General features: G+C 45.0%; 20 protein-coding genes. 14 read left to right on the top strand and 6 right to left on the bottom strand.

Annotation, left to right across the window (positions count from 1 at the left end; translation table 11 throughout):
* The first annotated feature begins 247 nt into the window (after positions 1–247).
* Together NAF01_RS24335 and NAF01_RS24330 are read left to right on the top strand one after the other, a co-directional pair.
* The gene (locus tag NAF01_RS24335; protein ID WP_250801413.1) at positions 248–1,150 is read left to right on the top strand and encodes an NAD(P)/FAD-dependent oxidoreductase; all 903 of its coding nucleotides are present in this window, start codon (positions 248–250) and stop codon (positions 1,148–1,150) included.
* A 97-nt stretch (positions 1,151–1,247) separates the two neighbouring features.
* Positions 1,248–1,709, top strand: a complete 462-nt coding sequence (locus NAF01_RS24330; protein WP_226618789.1) for a hypothetical protein — start codon at positions 1,248–1,250, stop codon at positions 1,707–1,709.
* A 76-nt stretch (positions 1,710–1,785) separates the two neighbouring features.
* Here NAF01_RS24330 and NAF01_RS24325 read toward each other — a convergent pair whose 3' ends face one another.
* Positions 1,786–2,358: an MEDS domain-containing protein gene (locus NAF01_RS24325; RefSeq protein ID WP_250801411.1), complete on the bottom strand. Its 573-nt coding sequence runs from the start codon at positions 2,356–2,358 to the stop codon at positions 1,786–1,788.
* A gap of 592 nt (positions 2,359–2,950) precedes the next feature.
* On the opposite strand from NAF01_RS24325, the gene NAF01_RS24320 reads away from it, so the two are divergent.
* The 4 genes from NAF01_RS24320 (at position 2,951) to NAF01_RS24305 (ending at position 6,925) form a co-directional block, all read left to right on the top strand.
* The gene (locus NAF01_RS24320; RefSeq protein WP_197217452.1) at positions 2,951–4,612 is read left to right on the top strand and encodes a glycoside hydrolase family 13 protein; all 1,662 of its coding nucleotides are present in this window, start codon (positions 2,951–2,953) and stop codon (positions 4,610–4,612) included.
* A gap of 112 nt (positions 4,613–4,724) precedes the next feature.
* Entirely contained in the window at positions 4,725–5,201 is a 477-nt protein-coding gene (gene ybaK / locus NAF01_RS24315) for a Cys-tRNA(Pro) deacylase (RefSeq protein WP_197249019.1), read from the top strand.
* 117 nt (positions 5,202–5,318) lie between these two features.
* Positions 5,319–6,416 carry a PRK06851 family protein gene (locus tag NAF01_RS24310; protein WP_226618786.1) on the top strand — a complete coding sequence of 366 codons (1,098 nt, stop codon included), beginning with the start codon at positions 5,319–5,321 and terminating at the stop codon, positions 6,414–6,416.
* A gap of 20 nt (positions 6,417–6,436) precedes the next feature.
* Complete coding sequence (locus tag NAF01_RS24305; RefSeq protein WP_048009490.1) at positions 6,437–6,925, top strand: hypothetical protein; 489 nt, start codon at positions 6,437–6,439, stop codon at positions 6,923–6,925.
* Between the two features lie 45 nt (positions 6,926–6,970).
* On the opposite strand, the gene NAF01_RS24300 is transcribed toward NAF01_RS24305, so the two are convergent.
* Positions 6,971–8,245 carry a YjiH family protein gene (locus tag NAF01_RS24300; RefSeq protein ID WP_250802534.1) on the bottom strand — a complete coding sequence of 425 codons (1,275 nt, stop codon included), beginning with the start codon at positions 8,243–8,245 and terminating at the stop codon, positions 6,971–6,973.
* 263 nt (positions 8,246–8,508) lie between these two features.
* On the opposite strand from NAF01_RS24300, the gene NAF01_RS24295 reads away from it, so the two are divergent.
* The 4 genes from NAF01_RS24295 (at position 8,509) to NAF01_RS24280 (ending at position 11,408) form a co-directional block, all read left to right on the top strand.
* On the top strand, positions 8,509–9,312 hold the full coding sequence (locus NAF01_RS24295) for an ABC transporter permease (protein WP_226618785.1): 804 nt from the start codon (positions 8,509–8,511) through the stop codon (positions 9,310–9,312).
* 3 nt (positions 9,313–9,315) lie between these two features.
* The gene (locus NAF01_RS24290) at positions 9,316–10,122 is read left to right on the top strand and encodes an ABC transporter permease (RefSeq protein ID WP_163144920.1); all 807 of its coding nucleotides are present in this window, start codon (positions 9,316–9,318) and stop codon (positions 10,120–10,122) included.
* A gap of 11 nt (positions 10,123–10,133) precedes the next feature.
* Entirely contained in the window at positions 10,134–11,141 is a 1,008-nt protein-coding gene (locus NAF01_RS24285) for an ABC transporter ATP-binding protein (RefSeq protein WP_250801410.1), read from the top strand.
* Between the two features lie 66 nt (positions 11,142–11,207).
* Entirely contained in the window at positions 11,208–11,408 is a 201-nt protein-coding gene (locus tag NAF01_RS24280; RefSeq protein WP_226618782.1) for a hypothetical protein, read from the top strand.
* Between the two features lie 62 nt (positions 11,409–11,470).
* Here NAF01_RS24280 and NAF01_RS24275 read toward each other — a convergent pair whose 3' ends face one another.
* Complete coding sequence (locus NAF01_RS24275) at positions 11,471–12,790, bottom strand: short-chain fatty acid transporter (protein ID WP_250801408.1); 1,320 nt, start codon at positions 12,788–12,790, stop codon at positions 11,471–11,473.
* 144 nt (positions 12,791–12,934) lie between these two features.
* On the opposite strand from NAF01_RS24275, the gene NAF01_RS24270 reads away from it, so the two are divergent.
* The gene (locus NAF01_RS24270) at positions 12,935–13,423 is read left to right on the top strand and encodes a GNAT family N-acetyltransferase (RefSeq protein WP_226618780.1); all 489 of its coding nucleotides are present in this window, start codon (positions 12,935–12,937) and stop codon (positions 13,421–13,423) included.
* 906 nt (positions 13,424–14,329) lie between these two features.
* Here the strand turns inward: NAF01_RS24270 and NAF01_RS24265 are convergent.
* A complete protein-coding gene (locus tag NAF01_RS24265; protein ID WP_250801407.1) occupies positions 14,330–15,844 on the bottom strand; it encodes a BCCT family transporter in 1,515 nt (504 codons plus the stop codon).
* Positions 15,845–16,052: 208 nt separating this feature from the next.
* Here NAF01_RS24265 and NAF01_RS24260 point away from each other — a divergent pair, with 208 nt between their 5' ends.
* The 3 genes from NAF01_RS24260 (at position 16,053) to NAF01_RS24250 (ending at position 18,773) form a co-directional block, all read left to right on the top strand.
* Entirely contained in the window at positions 16,053–16,715 is a 663-nt protein-coding gene (locus tag NAF01_RS24260; protein WP_250801404.1) for a DNA alkylation repair protein, read from the top strand.
* 89 nt (positions 16,716–16,804) lie between these two features.
* Positions 16,805–17,662, top strand: a complete 858-nt coding sequence (locus NAF01_RS24255; protein WP_250801402.1) for an HAD family hydrolase — start codon at positions 16,805–16,807, stop codon at positions 17,660–17,662.
* Between the two features lie 25 nt (positions 17,663–17,687).
* Positions 17,688–18,773, top strand: coding sequence for a PQQ-dependent sugar dehydrogenase (locus NAF01_RS24250; protein ID WP_250801401.1), 1,086 nt, complete (start codon positions 17,688–17,690; stop codon positions 18,771–18,773).
* A gap of 24 nt (positions 18,774–18,797) precedes the next feature.
* Here NAF01_RS24250 and NAF01_RS24245 read toward each other — a convergent pair whose 3' ends face one another.
* Complete coding sequence (locus tag NAF01_RS24245; RefSeq protein ID WP_035328111.1) at positions 18,798–19,448, bottom strand: TetR/AcrR family transcriptional regulator; 651 nt, start codon at positions 19,446–19,448, stop codon at positions 18,798–18,800.
* 68 nt (positions 19,449–19,516) lie between these two features.
* Positions 19,517–20,545: an ABC transporter permease gene (locus tag NAF01_RS24240; RefSeq protein WP_048009479.1), complete on the bottom strand. Its 1,029-nt coding sequence runs from the start codon at positions 20,543–20,545 to the stop codon at positions 19,517–19,519.
* Position 20,546 lies beyond the last annotated feature (1 nt).

Below are 20,546 nucleotides of genomic sequence, written 5' to 3'. Positions count from 1 at the left end.
TCTTATTCGATAAAACCAGAAAGAAGCTGCATCAAAGCTCCCGATAGATACCACTTCTCCGCCAAAATACGAAAAAAGTAGTCACAAACCCCGAATTTTACCAACAAACGAAGTTCCCACACCACAATCAGCCCCCCCCTACCCTGTAACAAAGCAAACCATTTTAATAATGAAGTGTATTTGGAAACCGAATTTCTGGGTAGTTTACATGTATAGCCTTTTTTGGCACGAAAAGGAGGAGTTATTTTTGAATTATGATTGTCTGATTGTTGGAGGAGGGATTGCGGGACTGCAGGCTGCCATTCAGCTGGGCAGGTATAAGCATAAGGTGCTGGTGCTGGATTCCGATGATGGGCGTTCCACGATATGCCAAAATTATCATAATATCTTAGGCTATCCTGATGGTGTAAGCGGCCCGGAGCTTCGTGAGCTTGGGAAAAAACACGCCGAAAGCCTTGGAGTGGAGTTTGTTCATGAAAAAGTGGAGCAGGCTGAAAAGGCTGAAGGAGGATTTGTCGTTTCAGCAGAAAGCGGCAATAAATATTCCGGCAAACGGATTTTGCTGGCAACGGGAGTCATGGACCGGATGCCGCCATTCCCGGAACTGATGCCTTGTCTTGGCATATCGGTCTATGTCTGTCCAGACTGTGATGGATATGAGGTGAAGGATAAACGCACCATTGTGCTTGGCTCTGGAAATGCCGGTGCGAATATGGCCTTAACCTTGTCTTACTGGACAAATGACCTTGTTTTTATCAACCATGAAAAAAAGGTGCCAGATCAGGAATTTTTAGAGAAAATGAGAGAGGAAAATATTGAATATGTGGAAGAAACAATAGGTAAAGTGCTTGCAGATGATGACAAATTTAAAGGTGTAAGGCTGGAAAACGGCAAAGAAATTACAGGGGATAGAGGATTTATTGCATTTGGCGGAAATGAGATAAAATCCGGCCTGGCAAAGCAGCTAGGTGCAGAGCGGCTTGAAAATAAGCATCTCCTGACAGATCCGCGCTCGAAAATGACCAGTGTCCAAAATGTTTGGGCAGCAGGCGATGTGGCAGCCCACTCGGAACAAGTAACCATTGCGATGGGAGAGGGTGCACAGGCTGCGATCTGGATCCATAAATCGCTTCTGCAGGATAAAAATTAAGGGATTTAGGTTTTGTCGCCGAAATAAAAGGGTATATATTGGTTTATTTCTGTACACTTTTCTCATATAATAGCCTATAAGCTTTAAATAGAGAAAGGTGTTTGCATTGAATAAAGAAAGCTTGGATCTTGTTGTTCATGAATTGCTGAAGAGGTCGGGGAGTCAGGCGGACATTAAATTAGAGAAACATTTTCCGGGAAATCGTATAGCTGGCGGAAAATACAGCATGGGAACACATACAGTAACCCTTTATGCAGAAGAGATTAAGAACCAATGCCAGCAGCTGTTTGCTTCTGCTGATCGTTTTTTAGATTATTTTGCCGTTGTGTTTGCTCATGAGTTAGGCCATGCAGAAGATGCGGAGCTGGAGCAATTGGCAAGCCATCTTGATGCCTGCACAACAGAGCAGGAACGCCGGCTCACAGCATTGAAAATTGAGGAAAATGCCTGGGCATTTGCTGAAAAGCTCTTGCCGGACATGGATAAGGCATTCATGCAGAACATTATTTATCATTCATTAAAACCATACCGGGATCAGCTTCAAATGGAGCCTGCCTGACAATATTGGAAGCCGCAGCTGGGAGTGCTGCGGCTTCGTTTTTAGGCTGCTTTCCTAGATTAATTGGGCAGATTAGCTATTTTACTTCCTCTATTTGCTGGTATTGTTCGGAGATAATGAGATTATCTTCAAATAGAACATATGGATGAGTTTCCATCAAAATAGTCCTGAGGAAATCTGGCATTTTCTCTCCTTCATACGCACAAATTAATGGGAAAGAAAGTGTATTAACAGCTTCGTCTACTATTTTCTCAAAGTCCTCAATCAAATGAAGCGGATCTTTCATACTGGACCACTCCACATGTGCCCACGATCGAAATGAGATTTTCTTTTCAACATACGGTTGTACCATTTTAGTAAAATACTCAGTGATTGCAGGAGGATGGTAGCTACCACTTGAATAATAAAAATCGTAGTTGTTTACAAAATGAACAAATTTCAATTTTTCCTCATTTAACCGTCTGCTCAGTTCTTTTTGTATAATTGGGTAGACACGGTCATTTTCTATAAGAATAATGTAATCCCCTGCCATAACGCCATTTTGGATAAAGCTTACCACCTGTTCAATGTATTGCTTCATTCCATTATAGGAATACAGCACATGAACACTCTTTTGTTCCTCAAACAACTGGTTCATTTTGCTATTCAAGTGATCTCACCCCTACTTTCCTTTATTTATTTTATTTTCCCTTTCATCTCAAAGGGAGGGAAATCCGTGTTCCATTCTTTAACCATAACACATTATATTGGCAACACTTTAATTTTGTATGATATTGAGAAGGGCTTTATACTCGCGCAGTTATTCTGAACACTTGAATAACTGGAATTATTGAGAACCTTTACCAGTGATGTTCGTAATATAGTTAGGAGGTGGATGTCCTTAAAAGGGCTTTTATCAACAAAACCATCCTTACTTTCTGCATATGGACAATAGTTCTGAGTAATCCTTTTTGTTTCTGCTGTTTATTTACTTTGTGAATTAATGTACTTAAACATAAAGGTGCTTTAGCTGAATAAGAAATCTTCTATTAACAGAGAAAACCCGCTAATATGCAAGTTTTCTTTTTCTATAAATCCTAATTTAATTAGGGTATTGAAAAATTGAATTGTAAGCGTTACACTTACTGTAGTAGTATGCACATGCATTAAGCAGGCAGCTTTTTTTATGCCGCTTAATGCAAACGTTTGCGCACCAAACGAAGATTATAGAAAAGAAATTTATATATAATGAGGGTGTTAACATGAAAAAGGTATGGTGGAAAGAAGCAGTTGGATATCAAATTTATCCCCGCAGTTTCCAGGATTCAAACGGAGATGGAATTGGCGATCTTCAGGGAATTATTCAGAGGCTGGATTATATTAAAGGGTTAGGCATTGATGTCATCTGGATTTGCCCAATGTACAAATCCCCTAATGATGATAATGGATACGATATTTCAGACTACCAGGATATCATGGAGGATTTCGGTTCGATGGAGGATTTCAATCAGCTGATGGATGAGGTCCATAAGCGCGATATGAAGCTGATTCTGGATCTTGTGCTGAACCATACAAGTGATGAGCATCCTTGGTTTATTGAGTCCCGTGAGTCCAAAGAGAACCCGAAAAGAGACTGGTATATTTGGAGAGACGGAAAGAATGGCAAGGAGCCAAATAACTGGGAAAGTATTTTCGGCGGATCGGCATGGGAATACGATGAGAAGACAGAGCAGTATTATCTTCATGTTTTTTCCACCAAGCAGCCTGATTTGAACTGGGAAAATAAAGAGGTCCGCGAAGCTTTATATGCTACGGTGAACTGGTGGCTGGATAAAGGAATCGACGGCTTCCGGATTGATGCCATCAGCCATATCAAAAAGCGTGCAGGCTTGCCTGATATGCCGAACCCAAAGAAGAAAAAGTATGTATCTTCCTTCGATATGCATATGAACCAGGAAGGCATTCACGAGTACTTAAAAGAATTTAAAGACCGCACCTATGCGAACTATGATGTGATGACAGTCGGCGAGGCAAACGGTGTTACAGTGGATGAAGCTGATCTTTGGGTCGGGGAAGAGCAGGGTAAGATGGATATGATTTTCCAATTTGAGCACCTTGGTCTTTGGGACGCGGAAACAAACCCTGAGGTTGATATTGTCGAGCTGAAAAAAGTTCTGACCCGCTGGCAGAAAGGCCTGGAAGCGGATGGGTGGAACGCGTTATTCATCGAGAACCACGATAAGCCGCGTGTCGTTTCCACATGGGGAAATGATAAGGAATACTGGCAGCAAAGCGCAACAGCTATGGGTGCCATGTACTTCCTGATGCAGGGAACGCCGTTTATTTATCAGGGACAGGAAATCGGCATGACTAATGTCCAATTCCCTTCCATTGACGACTATGATGACGTAGCAGTGAAGAACCTGTACCGCCTGAAGAAAGAGGAAGGCATGTCCCATCAGGATATTATGGACATCATCTGGGCTTCTTCCCGTGATAACAGCCGTACGCCAATGCAGTGGTCCTCTAAAGAAAACGCAGGATTCACTAAAGCCCAGCCTTGGATGAAGGTGAATCCGAACTATAAGGAGATCAATGTGGAGATCCAATCGCAGGACGGGGACTCTATCCTTTCTTTCTATAAAAAGATGATTCGGCTGAAAAAAGAAAATGAAGTCTTCACTTATGGCCAATATGATTTGCTTCTTGAAGACGACCAGCAAATCTATGCCTATACCCGTACATCTGATGATGACAAGGTAGTTGTGATTACAAACCTTTCAACAGAGGAAGCCTCTTTTGAAGCAGATGATAAGCTTTCCTATGAACAGCTTTTATTGAATAACTATCCGGTTGAAAAACATGGTGATATGGATTCATTTACGCTTAAGCCATATGAAGCCCGTGTGTACCGATTGAAATAATTTCTATTAGCAGGATTCTCTTTTGGGGAATCCTGCTATTCTTTTGCCTCTGCCTTTTTGAAACTGGCCAAAAATGCTAAAATGAGGAAAATAACCACTGGAGGCGCAGGCAATGGCAAAGGGTAAAACAAATGCGATGCGTATGCTCGATGCTCAAAAGGTAGTTTATGAATTGATTACATATGACAGCCAGGACGGGAAGATTGATGGTGTTTCGGTTGCAGAAAAAATCGGCAAAGACCCTAAAGCTGTCTATAAAACATTAGTCGCCCAGGGCGTCACAAAGCAGGTCTTCGTGTTCATCATTCCTGTGACAGAAGAGCTCGACCTGAAAAAAGCCGCGAAAGCTGCCGGCGAAAAAAAAGTGGAAATGATCCCGGTCAAAGATATCCAGAAGCTCACCGGCTACATACGCGGTGGCTGCTCCCCGGTCGGAATGAAAAAGCAATATCCCTCTTTCATCGACGCAAAGGCACAAGAGCTTGAGCTGATCATAGTCAGCGGCGGCAAAATCGGCATGCAGATAGAGCTCAAAGTGGATGACCTGCAGAAGGCCATTGGGGCTGAACTGGCGGATTTAATCAAATAATTGAAGCAAGAGTGCTGAATCACCACGATTCAGCACTCTTTTTTTCATAGGCTTTCACCCATCCGGCTCCCTTTGCATACTGTAAGGTGAAAATGCATTTCGAAAGGAAGTGTAGGAGTGGCTGGGAAAATATTAAAATACTTCGCCGGCGGGAATACAGCCCGGGGATTCCACAATTTATTCGAATCGAACCTGGCAGGGCTTGACCGCCTTTATATTTTAAAAGGCGGACCGGGAACAGGCAAATCATCCCTGATGAAAGCTATCGGGAAGGAACTGTCTGAAAAAGGCTATGACCTGGAATATATTTATTGCTCATCTGACAGTCAATCACTCGATGGCGTCATCATTCCTTCTTTAAAAGCAGGCATTGTCGATGGAACAGCGCCGCATGTGATCGAACCGAAAGCACCAGGCGCGGTCGAAGAATATATCAATCTTGGTGACGCCTGGGATTCAAGGGCACTGGCTGCATGTAAAGAAGAAATTACCGTACTGTCGGGCCAGATCAGCAATTCCTTTGCAACAGCTTATGACACGTTTGCCGAAGCACTGAGGGTTCATGATGAATGGGAAAAAATCTATATAGAAAATATGAATTTCCAGAAGGCAGATGAACTGACGAAAAAGCTGATTTCCACCTTCTATGGAAATATGAAACTAAATAAGACTCCATGTGTAAAGCATCGTTATTTAGGGGCAGCCACTCCAATCGGAGCGGTAGATTTTGTGCCGAATCTTACAGAGGATATTCAAAAAAGATACTTCATAAAAGGGCGTCCGGGTTCCGGCAAGTCCACCATGCTGAAGAAACTGGCAAAGGAAGCTGAAAGCCGTGGATTTGATATTGAAATCTATCATTGCGGGTTTGATCCGCACAGCCTGGATATGATCATTGTGCGTGAGCTAGGCCTCGCTATCTTTGACAGCACAGCTCCGCATGAATATTTTCCGAATCGTGATGGCGATGAAATCGTAGATATGTATGAAATAACGATCAACTCAGGCACAGATGAAATTTACGCTGAACAGCTAAAGGATATCAGCACCCGTTATAAAAATAAAATGACCGAAGCCATATCCTATCTGGCACGGGCAAAAACCCAGCGGGACACGCTGGAAAAAATCTATGTCAACTGCATGGACTTTTCAGTGGTTGACCGGATTAAAGAGCAGGTCCGCTCTGAATTGCTGCTGATTGCAGAGAAAGTCTAAATCCCGAAAGGAGTATCAAAATGGATTATATGAACTATCCGTTTTATCCATATATGTATGAGCAAAATGAACATGGACGCATTTTTCCGGGCGGGGGATCAGGAGGAGGCTTCGGCATCCCTGGTTTTCCAGGCGGCGGATTCAACATTCCGGGGTTTCCGCCAGGAGGAGGGTTCGGACCACCAGGACCGCCACCGGGTGGACCGGGCGGCGGATTTGGACCTCCGGGTGGTGGAGGAGGCCCTGGAGGACAGGAGGGACCGCCATCGGCTCCGCCGCCAAACTTCACCCCTCAAATGCAGCAGGTCAGCACGTTCGCTGTTGATCCTGGTGCCATTAGAGGCTGCTTATTCCGCAATACCTATGTATGGCTGCAAAACGGAAACAGCTTCTGGTTCTACCCGACCTTTGTCGGCAGGACCTCTGTTGCCGGCTGGCGCTGGAGAAACTGGCGCTGGACGTATTACGGAACAGACTTGAGGAGAATTCGTTCCTTTCAATGCTTTTAACAATACAAAAGAGGTATCCCGCATAAGGATACCTCTTTTCGTATGTTAAAAAAGAAGATGCGCAGCCAGCACAATCACTGGCAATGTAATCAGTGTTCGCTGTATAAAGATAATAACAAGATCCCAGAAGGTTACAGGTATCTTGGAGCCCAGCAGAAGTCCGCCAACCTCTGACATATAAATCAGCTGGGTAACAGATACTGCGGCGACAATAAAGCGGGTCATCTCGCTTTCAATGCTTGCCCCGATCACGGAAGGCAGGAACATATCGGCAAAACCGACTACAAGTGTTTCAGAAGCTGCTCTTGCTTCGGGCACCTGCATCAATTCAAGCAATGGAATGAACGGCATTCCCAGATACGTGAAAACCGGCGTGTATTCGGCAACGATCAGAGCCAAGGTTCCCAAAGCCATGACAATTGGGGCAACACCCATCCACATATCCAGAATGTTCTTGGCGCCATCCTGGAAGAAGGCTTTCAGGCTTTGATTAGTGCGTGCTTTATCTAATGCCTGCTTAAGCCCCCAGCTGAATGGAGTGTGTCCTTCAGGAATGCTCTCATCAAGCTCCGCTTCCTGTCCGTTATAATACGTATCAGGCTTTTTGGCCAGAGGCCAGATTCTCGGACTGATGATGGCGCAGATGAATCCTGCCGCTGTAATGGTCAGATAAAAAGGCACAAACATATGGCCTAGATTCACCTGCGAAATCACCACAAGGCTGAAGGTAATGGATACGACAGAAAAGGTCGTTCCGATAATGGCGGCTTCCCTTTTCGTATAATAGCCTTCTTCATACTGCTTGCTGGTCAAAAGAACACCAATCGTGCCATCGCCAAGCCAGGAAGCTACACAGTCAATTGAAGACCTTCCAGGCAGCCTGAATACCGGACGCATGATTTTTGTTAAAAGCGATCCAAAGAATTCAAGCAATCCGAAATTCAATAGCAAAGGCAGGAAAAGCCCTGCAAATAAAAAGACTGAGAAAAGGATTGGCAGAAGGTCATTTAAGAGCAGACCTCCTGTGTTTTCAGACCAGACCTGTTCTGGCCCTATTTGAAATAGGGTGATAACAGCAAAAACAGCGCCGATAAATCTCGCTGCAGCCCAGATGTAGGGAACATCAAATAAGTTCTTGAAAAAAGAGCTATTCTCGATAAAAGCAGGCTTGGCGAGCTTCGCCAGCAATGTACCCAAGAATGTAATCACAATAATAAAGGTCATAATTTCAGGAAGATAATCTGTAAGCAAGTTTTGGATCCATCCTGAAAAAATAGCGATGGGAATCGTAATATCTCCCTGATATTTGATCGGAACCATGAATAAGCTGATTCCAATTAAGGACGGTATGAGAAATTTTATCAGATCGGAAGAAGAATGCTTCTTTCTGGATGCGTCAATCAATTTATTCACCTTTTTCTTATATTTATAAACCACATGTTATTTTAATTCATTACCCCTGAAAAAGCCAACCCTTTCTCTTAAATTCCACCGTTTTCCTTCTTTTTAAACTTCTTATTTTTTCGCTCCCATATTATGTTAAAATATGAAATAATCAAAAAAATCAAAAAGCGGGTGTGCGGATGTTCAGGTTTCGTTTATATTGGACCTTCACAAAGAAGGCCTTTCTGCGATCAGCCGTTTATCGGTTTGATGTATGGTCACGGCTCGGCTCAAACCTTATTTTTCTGCTGATGTGGGGTTCGATTTGGACTGCACTATATGCCGGAAGGGAAGAAGCAGGCGGTGTCAGCTTTGAGTCCATGCTGACGTATATTGTGGTCAGCCAATTTTTAACGGGAGTAAATGGGGCGGGCACTCCGCTGTGGGAAATCCAGGAGAAGGTCCGGACAGGAGATATTTCCCTGGAATTAATGAGGCCGTTTGATGTGCCGCTCCGCTACCTTTTTGCCGACTTTGGCAGTGTGGCCTTTTACATACTGACAGCGCTGCTCCCTTTATATACGGTCATGTTCATTTTTATGGATTTGACATTGCCTTCAGGATGGGAGAATTGGGTGTTATTTATCATATCCGCTTTTATTGGATTCCTGATCCGCTATTGCATTGAAATGTCCTTCGGGCTGCTTTCCTTTTTCCTCGTTGAAACGGGCGGCATTGTCGATGTCTTTTACTTCGCGATGTCCCTTCTGTCCGGATCCGTCATCCCGCTGTGGTTTTTCCCGGGCTGGCTGGAAACGATGGCTCTTTACCTGCCGTTTCAGGGAATCTATTACATACCAAATGCGATTTTTATAGGCAAAATCTCAGGAAGTGAGATCCTGCTTTCCCTGGGTGTCCAATTATTCTGGGCGGCAGCCAGTTATCTGCTGTTAAGGTTTGTCTGGAATCGAGCATCCCAAAAAGTAGTGGTACAGGGGGGATAGAGTGTGAGTGTTGTAAAATATTTCGATCTGTATTTCAAGCTCATCTCAGCAGGTGTGAGGGCACAGCTGCAGTACCGGTTTGCTTTTGTCATGAGGATTGTGGGCCTCATTACATCCTATACAGGCACCGCTCTCACGATGTGGATCATGCTTTACCAGTTTCAGGAACTCGGCTCATGGACCTTTTACGAGATGCTGTTTCTATTTGCAGTCGCTGTTTTATCCTGGGGGTTCTGCATCATTCTCTTTTTCCATTTCAGGGGATTGGACACCTACATTTTAAACGGCACGTTTGACCGCTTCCTTGTCAGGCCAATCAATCCTTTTTTTCATTTCATGGCAATGAAATTTGATGTCGCCTCTTTTGGGCAGTTTATCTTCAGCATCGGCATTTTTATTTTGGTCAGCTTTAGGCTGCAGCTGGATTGGACAGTTGGGAAAAGTTTGTTTCTGCTGTTATCTGTGGTGGGAGGCATCCTTATCCAGGGCGGACTGCTTGTTATGATTTCTGCCCTCGCATTCTGGACGACGAAATCGGAGCAATTTTACTGGGTGGCCATGTTTCCTGCCCGAAATCTGACGAATTATCCTTTGGTCATTTATCCGAAAGCCGTCCAATGGTTTACGGCCTTTGTGATTCCATTCGGCTTTGTGAACTATTTTCCCGCGGCTGTGCTCCTTGAAAAAGAAACACCCTTTTTCCCGGAGAATATCGGGTATTACTCGCCGCTTGTCGGCATCGTCTTTTTTTCCATCGCTTATTCGATCTGGATGCTGGGTTTAAAGCGATATAAAAGTACAGGTTCATAGGAGGGCTGGAAATGCCGATTATAGAGGTTGAACATCTAATGAAGGACTTTATGATTGCCAAGCGGGAGACAGGCTTCCTGGGCGCTGTGAAGAGTCTGGTAAAAAGAGAACATATTAAAAAAGAAGCTGTGAAGGACATCAGCTTTTCGATCAATGAAGGGGAAATGGTCGGCTATATCGGGCCGAACGGAGCCGGAAAGTCCACCACCATCAAAATGCTGACGGGCATTCTTGTTCCAACCTCCGGAAGTGTGAAGGTAAATGGCATCATACCCTATGAGAACAGACAGGAAAATGCCAAGAATATCGGAGTGGTTTTCGGCCAGAGAACGCAGCTCTGGTGGGATCTGCCTACTATCGAATCGTTTGAGCTGCTGAAGGAAATCTATCAGGTTCCGGATAAGCGGTATAAGGAAAATATGGACACCTTCACCGAGATATTGGGGCTGGATGAATTCCTGAACACACCGGTCCGCCAGCTCTCCTTAGGGCAAAGGATGAGGGCTGACATTGCCGCATCCCTGCTGCATGACCCGCCCATTCTGTTTCTGGATGAGCCGACGATTGGCCTGGATGTCGTCGCAAAGGAAAAGATGAGGACTTTTATAAAAGAGATTAATAAGGAGCGCTGCATAACCGTCATTTTAACCACCCATGATATGGAGGATATTGAAAAGCTCTGTGAGCGGATGATCCTCATCGACCATGGGCAGAAGGTGTATGACGGGGAAATCACAGTTGTCAAAGAGCGTTTCGGAAAAACGAGGACACTCATCGTGGACCTGGAGGAATCTTCACGCAGCCTTAAGCTTAGAGGCGGTGAGGTGTTTAAAGAAGAAGCAAGCCGCTTCTGGATCCGGTTTAACCGGGATGAAGTGTCAGCTTCAGGACTGATTGCCCAAATTACCGAAACGCATAATATCAAGGATCTGACAGTGGAAGAGCCCGCAATCGAATCGATCATCAGCCGCATTTATCAGGAGGGCTATCAGGACCTGCCGGAGACGGTAAAAGTGTAGTCTCATAGAAAAATAGGCTTGGCCGATATATCAATATTTTCTGAAAAATAGATATACTATATAGAGGTGATCACATTGATTCTATATTTGCTGGGCTTTTGTGCAGTATTGCTGGGAACAGGCATGTTTGTGGACTGGTGGCATAAAAAGCATGGAATTGACGATTTTTACCCTGAGGAAAATGAAAAGCATGTATCTGAGTCAGAGAGAGCCTACATGGAGTCCTATATGCATAACATGAAAAATGATCATCATAATGGAATATAAGCCTCCCGATGAGGCTGCTGCTCATAATAGAAGAGCATGGCGGGTGCCATGCTCTTTTCCTTTTAGAAAAGTAAGAAGCCCATTGAAATAATCACGCCGCTGACCAGAAGAGTCAGCACGCAGAATCCCATGATGTCTTTCGCTTTTAACCCCGCAATGGCGAGTGCCGGCAGCGCCCAGAAAGGCTGAATGAGGTTGGTCCAGGCATCACCCCATGCAACCGCCATGGCTGTCTTAGGGATGGAAGCCCCCATTGATTGAGCCGCTTCAAGCATAATCGGAGCCTGAACAGCCCACTGTCCTCCCCCTGAAGGAACGAAGAAGTTCACAAGCCCCGCACTTAAAAACGCGAAGAAATGAAACGTGTAATCATTTGAAATGCTGACAAATGCTTCGGACATCACCGCAGCAAGCCCTGAGGCAGTCATCATCCCCATGATTCCGGCATAAAACGGGAACTGGATAATGATGCCGCTAGCTCCTTTTACCGCATTCAGGACAGCTTCGAGGAACTGTTTTGGCGTTCCGTGGAAAAGAATGCCCAGGAACAGGAACAGGAAATTTACGATATCAAGATTAAGATTAAAGCCCTTTGTGGCGAAATAATAAAATAAGAACACAAGTCCTAGAATCCCGGCCAGCAGGGAAAGGATGCGGCTGTTTTCCAGGCGTTCAGCAGGTGTCATCGCCTCTTTTTCGAGTGCAGCTGCCTGTACGTCTTCTTGAAGGAGCGCAGGATCAACAACAATTGTTTCCTCTTTCGATGGCATCATAAAGCGGTTTACAAAAGGCAAAACCAATAATAGGGCGACAACAATAAAGATATTGAACCCTGCGAAAATAGTCTGGTCAGTAGAGATAACGCCAATCATATCCTCAGAAAAGTGACCCGGCGTAGCAATCGTCAATGGGATCGAGCCGGAAATCCCCCCATGCCAGACAACGAACCCTCCGTAAGCGCTTGCAATCAACAGGCGATAATCCACATTTTTCACTTTTTTGGCAAGCTCTTTTGCAAACAAGGCACCGATTACAAGGCCGAAACCCCAGTTAATTAAGCTTGCAACCATCGACACGAATGACACAATCAGGATGGCCTGGCCGGGTGATTTGGCCAATGATGCCAGGGCGCCCAATCCCTTTTTAAAAATATTGCTGCTGGCTAATACATGTCCTGTGACTAATACCAGCACCATCTGCATGGAAAAAGTCAAAAGGCCCCAAAACCCATTTCCCCAATGCTGAACCATCTGATATGGCCCATTATCTGTAAAAATCAAGCCTAATCCAAAAACCGCAAAAGTTAGGATAATGACAAATAAAAATGGATCCGGCAAGTACCGCTGCATAATGCGGTTAAAAAATGATACAAGTACCCTCATGCTGCAACCCCCTTAAAAATTTTTCTCGAACCTAATATAATTTCTGTAGAATTCAGTTTATTCCTTCTTTTCTGAAATAATTCTTGCCTAAAATGCTCTTGCCCTTTAAATTTGGAGAGTAAATAGTGAAAAGGGGATTGGGATATGGACATTAAAATAGTGAAAGCTGCAATCAGGGATCGGGACATCGTAAGGAACATGTATGCGCTCTATTTGCATGATTTAACAAAATACACAGATGCCTTGCATGTAAACGATGTAGGCACCTTCGAATTTGATGCATTTTCATTAATCTGGGACAAGGAAGGCATTGAACCTTATCTTATTAAGGCTGATGGCAAACTGGCGGGGTTCCTGCTGCTTTTGAAGGCCCCTTTTTTAACAAAAGCAGACTACTGCATCAATGACTTTTTCCTGTACAACTCATTCCGGGGGAAAAAAGTGGGGCAGGCAGCTGTAGGACAGCTTTTTAGTGACTATAAGGGTACGTGGTATATCGAGCAATTAAAACGAAACAAGCCTGCCGTCCGCTTTTGGGAAAAGGTGTATCGGGATTATGAGCTTGAGGTTCAGGAGACTTTGAGGATGGAAGATGGAGAAGAGGTTGTGGGGCAGTTTGTGAAGGTGGAATAGATCGAATCTGGAACGACTTTGGACACAGGAAGGGGAAAAGCAGGAGTTAGAGTCCGAAGCTGGTGCGGCTTCGGACAGAGAAAGGGGAAATCGCGGATCCAGAGTCCGAACTTGGTGCAACTTCGGACACAAAAAGCGAAAATCGGCGCTCCAGAGTCAGAACCTGGATCAACTTCGGACACAAAAAGAGAAAATCAGCGGCTTAGAGTCAGAACCCGGATCAACTTCGGACACAAAAAGAGAAAATCAGCGGTTTAGAGTCAGAACCCGGATCAACTTCGGACACAAAAAGGGAAAATGAGCGGTTCAGAGTCAGAACCCGGTGCAACTTCGGACACAAAAAGCGAAAATCGGCGCTCGAGAGTCAGAACCCGGATCAACTTCGGACACAAAAAGAGAAAATAAGCGGTTTAGAGTCAGAACCCGGATCAACTTGGGACACAAAGAGAGAAAATGAGGGGTTCAGAGTCAGAACCCGGTTCAACTTCGGACACAAAAAGAGAAAATAAGCTGTCTAGAGTCAGAACCCGGATCAACTTCGGACACAAAAAGAGAAAATGGGCGCTCCAGAGTCAGAACCGGGTCCAACTTCGGACACAAAAAGAGAAAATCAGCGGCTTAGAGTCAGAACCCGGGTCCAACTTCGGACACAAAAAGAGAAAATGGGCGTCTTAGAGTCAGAACCCGGATCAACTTCGGACACAAAAAGAGAAAATGGGCGTCTTAGAGTCAGAACCCGGATCAACTTCGGACACAAAAAGAGAAAATCGACGCTCCAGAGTCAGAACCCAGCCCAGCTTCGGACACAAAAAGAATAATTCCGTGCCCCAGAGTCCGAACCGCCAGCTCCCCAAACCTCCGCTAATAAAAACAAAAAAACAGACCTCCTCCCAGAGGTCTGCCCGGTTATTTTTTCTGCCTGACAGGTATCGTTTCCCTGCGCAGCATTTTCAATAGCGATATGCACATAAAAATCAGGATAATGGTGAATGGAAGCGCCGATACCAGCGAGGCTGTCTGCAGGCCTTCGAGTCCGCTGCTTAACAGCAGGACCGCGGCAATGGCTCCCATTAGCAAGCCCCAGACAATCCGCGGGAATAGCGGAGGTTTCAGGGTGCCGTTAGCGGTCATAACGCCCAGGATATACGTTGCCGAGTCAGCTGATGTAATTAAGAATGTCAAAATCAGCAGAATGGACAGCACTGAAACCAAAAAGCTGAAAGGCAATTGGTTATAGGTCTGGAATAACGCAGAAGTCACATCATTGTTAACGGCCTCTGCAATCTGTGTGCCGCCGAATAAATCAAAGTGCAGCGCTGTGCCGCCAAATACGGCAATCCACACAAGTGCGATTAACGGAGGAACAATCAGGACGCCGACAACAAATTCGCGGATCGTTCTCCCCCGGGAAACACGGGCAATAAAGGCTCCGACAAAAGGGGACCAGGCAATGGCCCATGCCCAGTAAAAAATCGTCCAGTCGCGGATCCATGTGCCTCCCTTGTAGGGGGTCAAGCGCAGGCTTAACTTAATAAAACTTGAGATATAGTCGCCGATCCCAAGTGTAAAAGTATTTAAAATAAACACAGTCGGGCCGGTAACCAGTACAAAAATCATCAAAGCAAGTGCCAGTCCGAGATTGATGTTGCTCAAGTATTTGATTCCTTTATCAAGGCCTGTCGAGGAGGACAGCAGAAACAAAGAAGTCATTACCGCAATAATCAGAATTTGAGTCATAGTGCTCTGCTCTATGCCGAATACTGCGTCAAGCCCGCCGTTAATCTGCAGAATTCCCAGTCCAAGCGAGGTCGCAACCCCCATGACTGTGGCAATAACAGCCAGGATATCAATGACCTTTTTCAGCAGGACAGGATCTTTTTTCTTGCTGAACAAAGGAGTTAAAGTGGTAGAGATCAGTCCGTTTTCTCTCCTTCTGAATTGGAAATACCCCATGGCCAGTCCCACGATCGTAAACACTGACCATTGGCTGACTCCCCAGTGGAAAAACGAGTAGCCCATCGCCTCGCGTGCGGCTTCTGCTGTTAAAGGATCCATGCCTTCCCTTGGCGGAGTGAAATAATGGCTCATAGGCTCGGCAATTCCCCAGAAAACCAATCCAATCCCAAACCCTGCACTGAATAACATCCCAATCCATGTGAAAAATGGATAATCCGCTTTATCTTCATCATTCCCAAGCTTGAGGCGGCCATATTTGCTGATAGCCAGAAAGATACAGAATAAGACAAAAAACAAGACCGAAATTAAGTAAAACCAGCCAAATGCGTATGTAGTAAAATCGAAAGCTTTTGTTGCAGCACTGGCGAACAGATCAGGAGCCAGGGCCCCCAGTAATACTAAGAATGTTATAACTACGGCTGAAACCCAAAATACACTGTTTATACTGCCGGATTTATCATTCAATAAAATCCCCCCTTGATATGTAAATCACATTTGTATTTTGGTCTTCTTTTCTGTCTAATCATTCATTGGGATTTGTAAAATGCAGGTAAAATGGGATTAAATAGAAGAGGAAAAGCTGTCCGAAAACGGAGAAAGCAACAAATCTCTACCATACCTTACCCTTAACATGATGACATAAACCCGTTTTGATGTAAAAAGGAGTGCTCATATGGATATCCAATTATTAACCGAGCTTTTTGAAGGAAACCGGGATACAGAAAAAGCGATTCCCATGCAAAACTATATGAAAAACCGCTTTTCCTTCCTGGGAATCAAGGCACCTGAAAGAAGAGCCCTGTTAAAGGAATACTTCAATCAAACAGGCCTGCTGAAGCAGGCGTTTAATCCGGCATTTGTGGAGGCCTTATGGGACATGGAGGAGCGTGAATACCAGGCTGCCGCCCTTGACTACATAGGGAAATTCACCAGGAAACTGGACAAGAGCCATCTGGCATTAGTCGAAAAGCTGATTACATCAAAATCCTGGTGGGATACTGTTGACATGCTTGCCGCCCATGCAGTGGGCGCCATCGCGGCCAAAAACCCGGAAATCATCCCCGGAAAAATAGAGGGATGGGCGACCAGCGAAAACATGTGGCTCCGCAGAACTGCTATTCTATTTCAGCTGAAATACAAAGCCAGCACAGACGAAGAGCTGCTATACCGCTACATCCTCCTAAACAATGACAGTAAAGAATTCTTCATCCAAAAAGCTATCGGCTGGGCTCTCAGGGAATACTCGAAAACAAATCCAGAGTCAGTAAAAAAGTTTATTGAATCAAACACACTTGCAAAATTGAGCATCAGGGAAGGGAGCAAGTATGTAGGCTAAGAAGAGCAATTATTTAAAATAACCCTAAGAACATGATAGAATGGCAAATAAGTTTTTCAGAAAAATACTACAGCCAGAAGGTGAATCTAATGATCAAATGCATTGCCAGTGATATGGACGGAACGCTTTTAACCGCCACACAGAAAATAACGCCTGAAAATTTAGAAGCTATTAAAGCCGCACAGGAAAAAGGAGTTGAAGTGGTCATCGCGACAGGGCGCTCCTACTTCGAAGCAAGCTTCGTCCTCGATGAAGCCGGCATTTCCTGCCCGATAATTTGCGCAAATGGGGCAGAAGTAAGAGCCTCAGATGGGAAGGTCGTGTCCTCCAGCCCGCTCGATAAGGTCCTGGCCAAAAAAGCAGCCTATATCCTTGTTCAGAACAATGTTTATTTCGAGGTATACACCAACCAGGGTACATATACCATTGATGAAGACCGCGGTGTGTCCATTATTGTCGACATCTTTTTAAGCGGAAATCCGGAAGCGGATATTGATGAAGTGACCAAAGCGGCGGAAGAGCGCTTTACAAAAGGGCTTGTCCATAAAGTGAACAGCTATGATGAGCTTTTCAACAGTGACGAGCATCAAATTTACAAGCTGCTGGCCTTCTCGTTTGAACCGGATTTTCTCGTCTCCGCGAAAGAAGATCTGCTGAAGCTTGAAGGCATGGCCGTAAGTTCATCAGGGGATGAGAATTTGGAGCTGACAAGTGTAAGCGCCCAAAAGGGAATTGCCCTTGAGGCTTTTGTAAAAGAAAAAGGAATCTCGCTTTTGGAAACCATGGCCATTGGCGATAATTATAATGATTTGTCCATGTTCAAACGCGCAGGAAGATCGGTTGCCATGGGAAATGCCGATGACATCATTAAAGCACAGTGCGATGTGGTAACATCCGCAAATGAAGACAGCGGTGTTGCCAAGGCAATCTGGGAAGTCCTGAAGTAGAATTTCAAGGGAGGCTGAAGGCTGGATGAAAAAGGTGTTAGGTTTAGGGCTGCTCGTTTTGGGCCTGCTGGCCGGGTGTTCTAGTGCAGGAGAGAATGATAACGGGAAGCAAATCGAGGATCAGGAGGCCAGCCTTCCTGCCGGTGCAGAGCCGGAAATACTGGCAGATGAGCTCGATATTCCCTGGTCCATTGCCAAAACGGGCGAAACCTTTTACATGACCGAAAGACAAGGAAGCATTGTGAAGGTCGAGGACGGCAAGAAAGAACGCCAGAAGGTGGAGCTTGCAAAAAAGCTTTCTACCGCCTCTGAAGCCGGCTTGCTGGGCTTTGTGCTGGCACCAGATTATCCACAATCAAACGAAGCGTACGCCTATTACACCTATGAAAACACCACAGGACAGTTTAACCGAATTGTCATTCTCAAGCATCTGGATGGAACCTGGAAAGAGGACAAGCTTTTGCTTGATAAAATCCCAAGCGGTCAGTACCATCATGGCGGCCGGCTTGAAATAGGCCCTGATGGAAAGCTTTATGCGACTGCAGGCGATGCTGCGACCGATCCTGAAATTGCCCAGAATGTGAATTCCCTCGGAGGAAAGATCCTAAGAATGAATCTGGACGGCAGCGTACCTGCTGATAATCCGTTCAGCGGATCTTATGTCTATAGCTACGGCCACCGCAATCCGCAGGGACTTGCATGGGCTGAGGATGGGACTTTGTATGAAAGTGAACACGGCCCATCAGCCAATGACGAAATCAATAGGATCCTTCCAGGAAAAAATTACGGCTGGCCCGTCATAAAAGGCACCGAGAAGAAAGAAGGCATGGAATCGCCGCTGTTTACCTCCGGTGATGACGAAACCTGGGCTCCGTCCGGGATGGCCTATTATAAGGGCAAGCTTTACACCGCCGCCTTAAGAGGCAGTGCTGTTCTGGAGTTTGATCTGGAAACGAAGAATGTCAGGAAGATTGTGTCTAATTTAGGCAGAATCCGCGACGTCTTCATTGAAGGGGATGTGCTTTATTTTATCAGCAACAATACAGACGGACGAGGCAATCCGCTTGAGAAGGATGACAAGATTTATAAAATTCAGCTTTCGGAAATATAAGAAGCCTGGCAGCAGTGCCAGGCTTCAGTTTTTAGCTGAAAGTCCATGCATAATGAATTGAATGGTCAGCTCGATTTCTTTTTCATCATCCCAGTCGGCTTCAGGCAAAATTAAATACCTCGCGATAAGAAAGCCGAATATCGACGTAAAAGTCATTCGGACGGCACTGTAGGGAGGGATATCAATAATTTGCCCTTTTTTCTGATAGTATTCAGCCAAACTGGCAAAACGATCGAATACCTTCATGGCAATATGCTCTTTAAACTGTTCCTTGAGTTCGGGGTGGAACGGAATTTCCTGGATCAGGATCTTGATAAGAGGCATATTGTTTTTAAGGAACTCGATCCGGTTTTCCATCATGGCTCTTAAAAAATCTTCAAAGTGTTCATATTCATGATTGATGACTTTATATAAATCTTTAATAACGAATGGAGCAATCAGCTTTGCCATCATCGGCGAAACGATCCCCATCAGCAAATCCTTTTTGGTTTTATAGTGCCTGAAGATGGTTCCTTCGGCTACTCCTGCCTTCTTGGCGATTTCGCTTGTCGAAGTGGCGGCATAGCCCTTTTCAGAAAACGATTCAATCGCAGCCATGATAATTTTCTTCTGCTTCTCCGTAAGCTTTTCTTCTTCCTGAAATAACTCTTCTAAAATGGAATCCTGCTCTGGCATGGTAAACTCCTTTATACGTGCAAAATCTATAGCTTTATTATAAAGGAATGAAATTATAAAAAGAAATTTTATATTTTCCGGTACCTTCTTAAAGCAGCGATATTCAGAACCATAAAGAGCAGGGAGAAAGCGAGCAGCATCAGCAGATCTTTATAAATCATATCCCATCCAAAGCCTCTTACCATTACATTTCGTAATGCTTCAGCCGCGTAATATAAAGGTGTGAAAGGGCCGACCCAGCTGAGCCACTCTGAAATGGTCTCAAGATTGAACAGCCCCGAGAAAAAGATCTGCGGAACCACAATAAGCGGAATGAATTGAATCATCTGCAGCTCATTGTTGGCAAACGAAGACAGCAGGATTCCCAGAGTCAATGCTGTCAGCGAAAGGAGCAATGTGATCAGAAGGACATAGCCAAAAGAGCCTTCCATCAGCATGCCGAGTACATAGATCGCATACCAGGCGATGATGGCAGCCTGGATCATCGTGAAAATTCCAAATCCCATGATATATCCCGTAACAATTTCCCACTTCCTGAGCGGACTGGTCAAAAGCCGTTCGAGTGTTCCGGTGGTCCGTTCCCTTAAAAAAGATACGCCGGCAATCAGGAATACAAAGAAAAAGACAAAGAATCCAAGCAGCACCGGTCCGAAATAATCAAACTGCCCCATGTCCTCTGAGCCGAATAAATAATCGGCTTTTACTTCCTGATTCCCGCCATTTGGCTGCAATGGCTTCAATGCACCCTGAACCCATCTCATCACAGCTCCGTTTACACTTGGGTCACTGCCTTCGAGAACCACTGACGGCGGCATTTGATCAAACACCAGATACGCATCCAGTTTCTTGGCTGATAAGTCCTTTTTCGCGAGCTTCTCTGTTTCATAGTGTTCGAGTTTTGCATGTTCCAGGTTAAGCTGAGTCTCTATTTTTTCAGGCAGATCCACGATGCCGACTTTTGGCGTATATTCATCTCCGTTAAACACAAGATGAAGCATGCTCATGACCAGGATCGGAGCAAGGATCAACAGAGCCATCGTCCGTTTATCTCTTACAATCTGGCGCAGTATTCGAATAACCAGTGCTGTAATCCTCATA

Origin of the sequence: Cytobacillus firmus (genome assembly GCF_023657595.1) — a bacterium.
Taxonomy (GTDB): domain Bacteria; phylum Bacillota; class Bacilli; order Bacillales; family Cytobacillaceae; genus Cytobacillus; species Cytobacillus firmus_B.
This window is presented reverse-complemented; position numbering and strand designations above follow the sequence as displayed.

Excerpts from the sequence above, each read along its gene's own strand:
- NAF01_RS24320 (WP_197217452.1), top strand. The coding sequence starts at position 2,951 with ATGAAAAAGGTATGGTGGAAAGAAGCAGTTGGATATCAAATTTATCCC.
- NAF01_RS24295 (WP_226618785.1), top strand. The coding sequence starts at position 8,509 with ATGTTCAGGTTTCGTTTATATTGGACCTTCACAAAGAAGGCCTTTCTG.
- NAF01_RS24255 (WP_250801402.1), top strand. The coding sequence starts at position 16,805 with ATGATCAAATGCATTGCCAGTGATATGGACGGAACGCTTTTAACCGCC.
- NAF01_RS24300 (WP_250802534.1), bottom strand. The coding sequence starts at position 8,245 with ATGGTTCCGATCAAATATCAGGGAGATATTACGATTCCCATCGCTATT.
- NAF01_RS24245 (WP_035328111.1), bottom strand. The coding sequence starts at position 19,448 with ATGCCAGAGCAGGATTCCATTTTAGAAGAGTTATTTCAGGAAGAAGAA.
- NAF01_RS24270 (WP_226618780.1), top strand. The coding sequence starts at position 12,935 with ATGGACATTAAAATAGTGAAAGCTGCAATCAGGGATCGGGACATCGTA.
- NAF01_RS24260 (WP_250801404.1), top strand. The coding sequence starts at position 16,053 with ATGGATATCCAATTATTAACCGAGCTTTTTGAAGGAAACCGGGATACA.
- NAF01_RS24240 (WP_048009479.1), bottom strand. The coding sequence starts at position 20,545 with ATGAGGATTACAGCACTGGTTATTCGAATACTGCGCCAGATTGTAAGA.
- NAF01_RS24250 (WP_250801401.1), top strand. The coding sequence starts at position 17,688 with ATGAAAAAGGTGTTAGGTTTAGGGCTGCTCGTTTTGGGCCTGCTGGCC.
- NAF01_RS24275 (WP_250801408.1), bottom strand. The coding sequence starts at position 12,790 with ATGAGGGTACTTGTATCATTTTTTAACCGCATTATGCAGCGGTACTTG.
- ybaK (WP_197249019.1), top strand. The coding sequence starts at position 4,725 with ATGGCAAAGGGTAAAACAAATGCGATGCGTATGCTCGATGCTCAAAAG.
- NAF01_RS24285 (WP_250801410.1), top strand. The coding sequence starts at position 10,134 with ATGCCGATTATAGAGGTTGAACATCTAATGAAGGACTTTATGATTGCC.
- NAF01_RS24305 (WP_048009490.1), top strand. The coding sequence starts at position 6,437 with ATGGATTATATGAACTATCCGTTTTATCCATATATGTATGAGCAAAAT.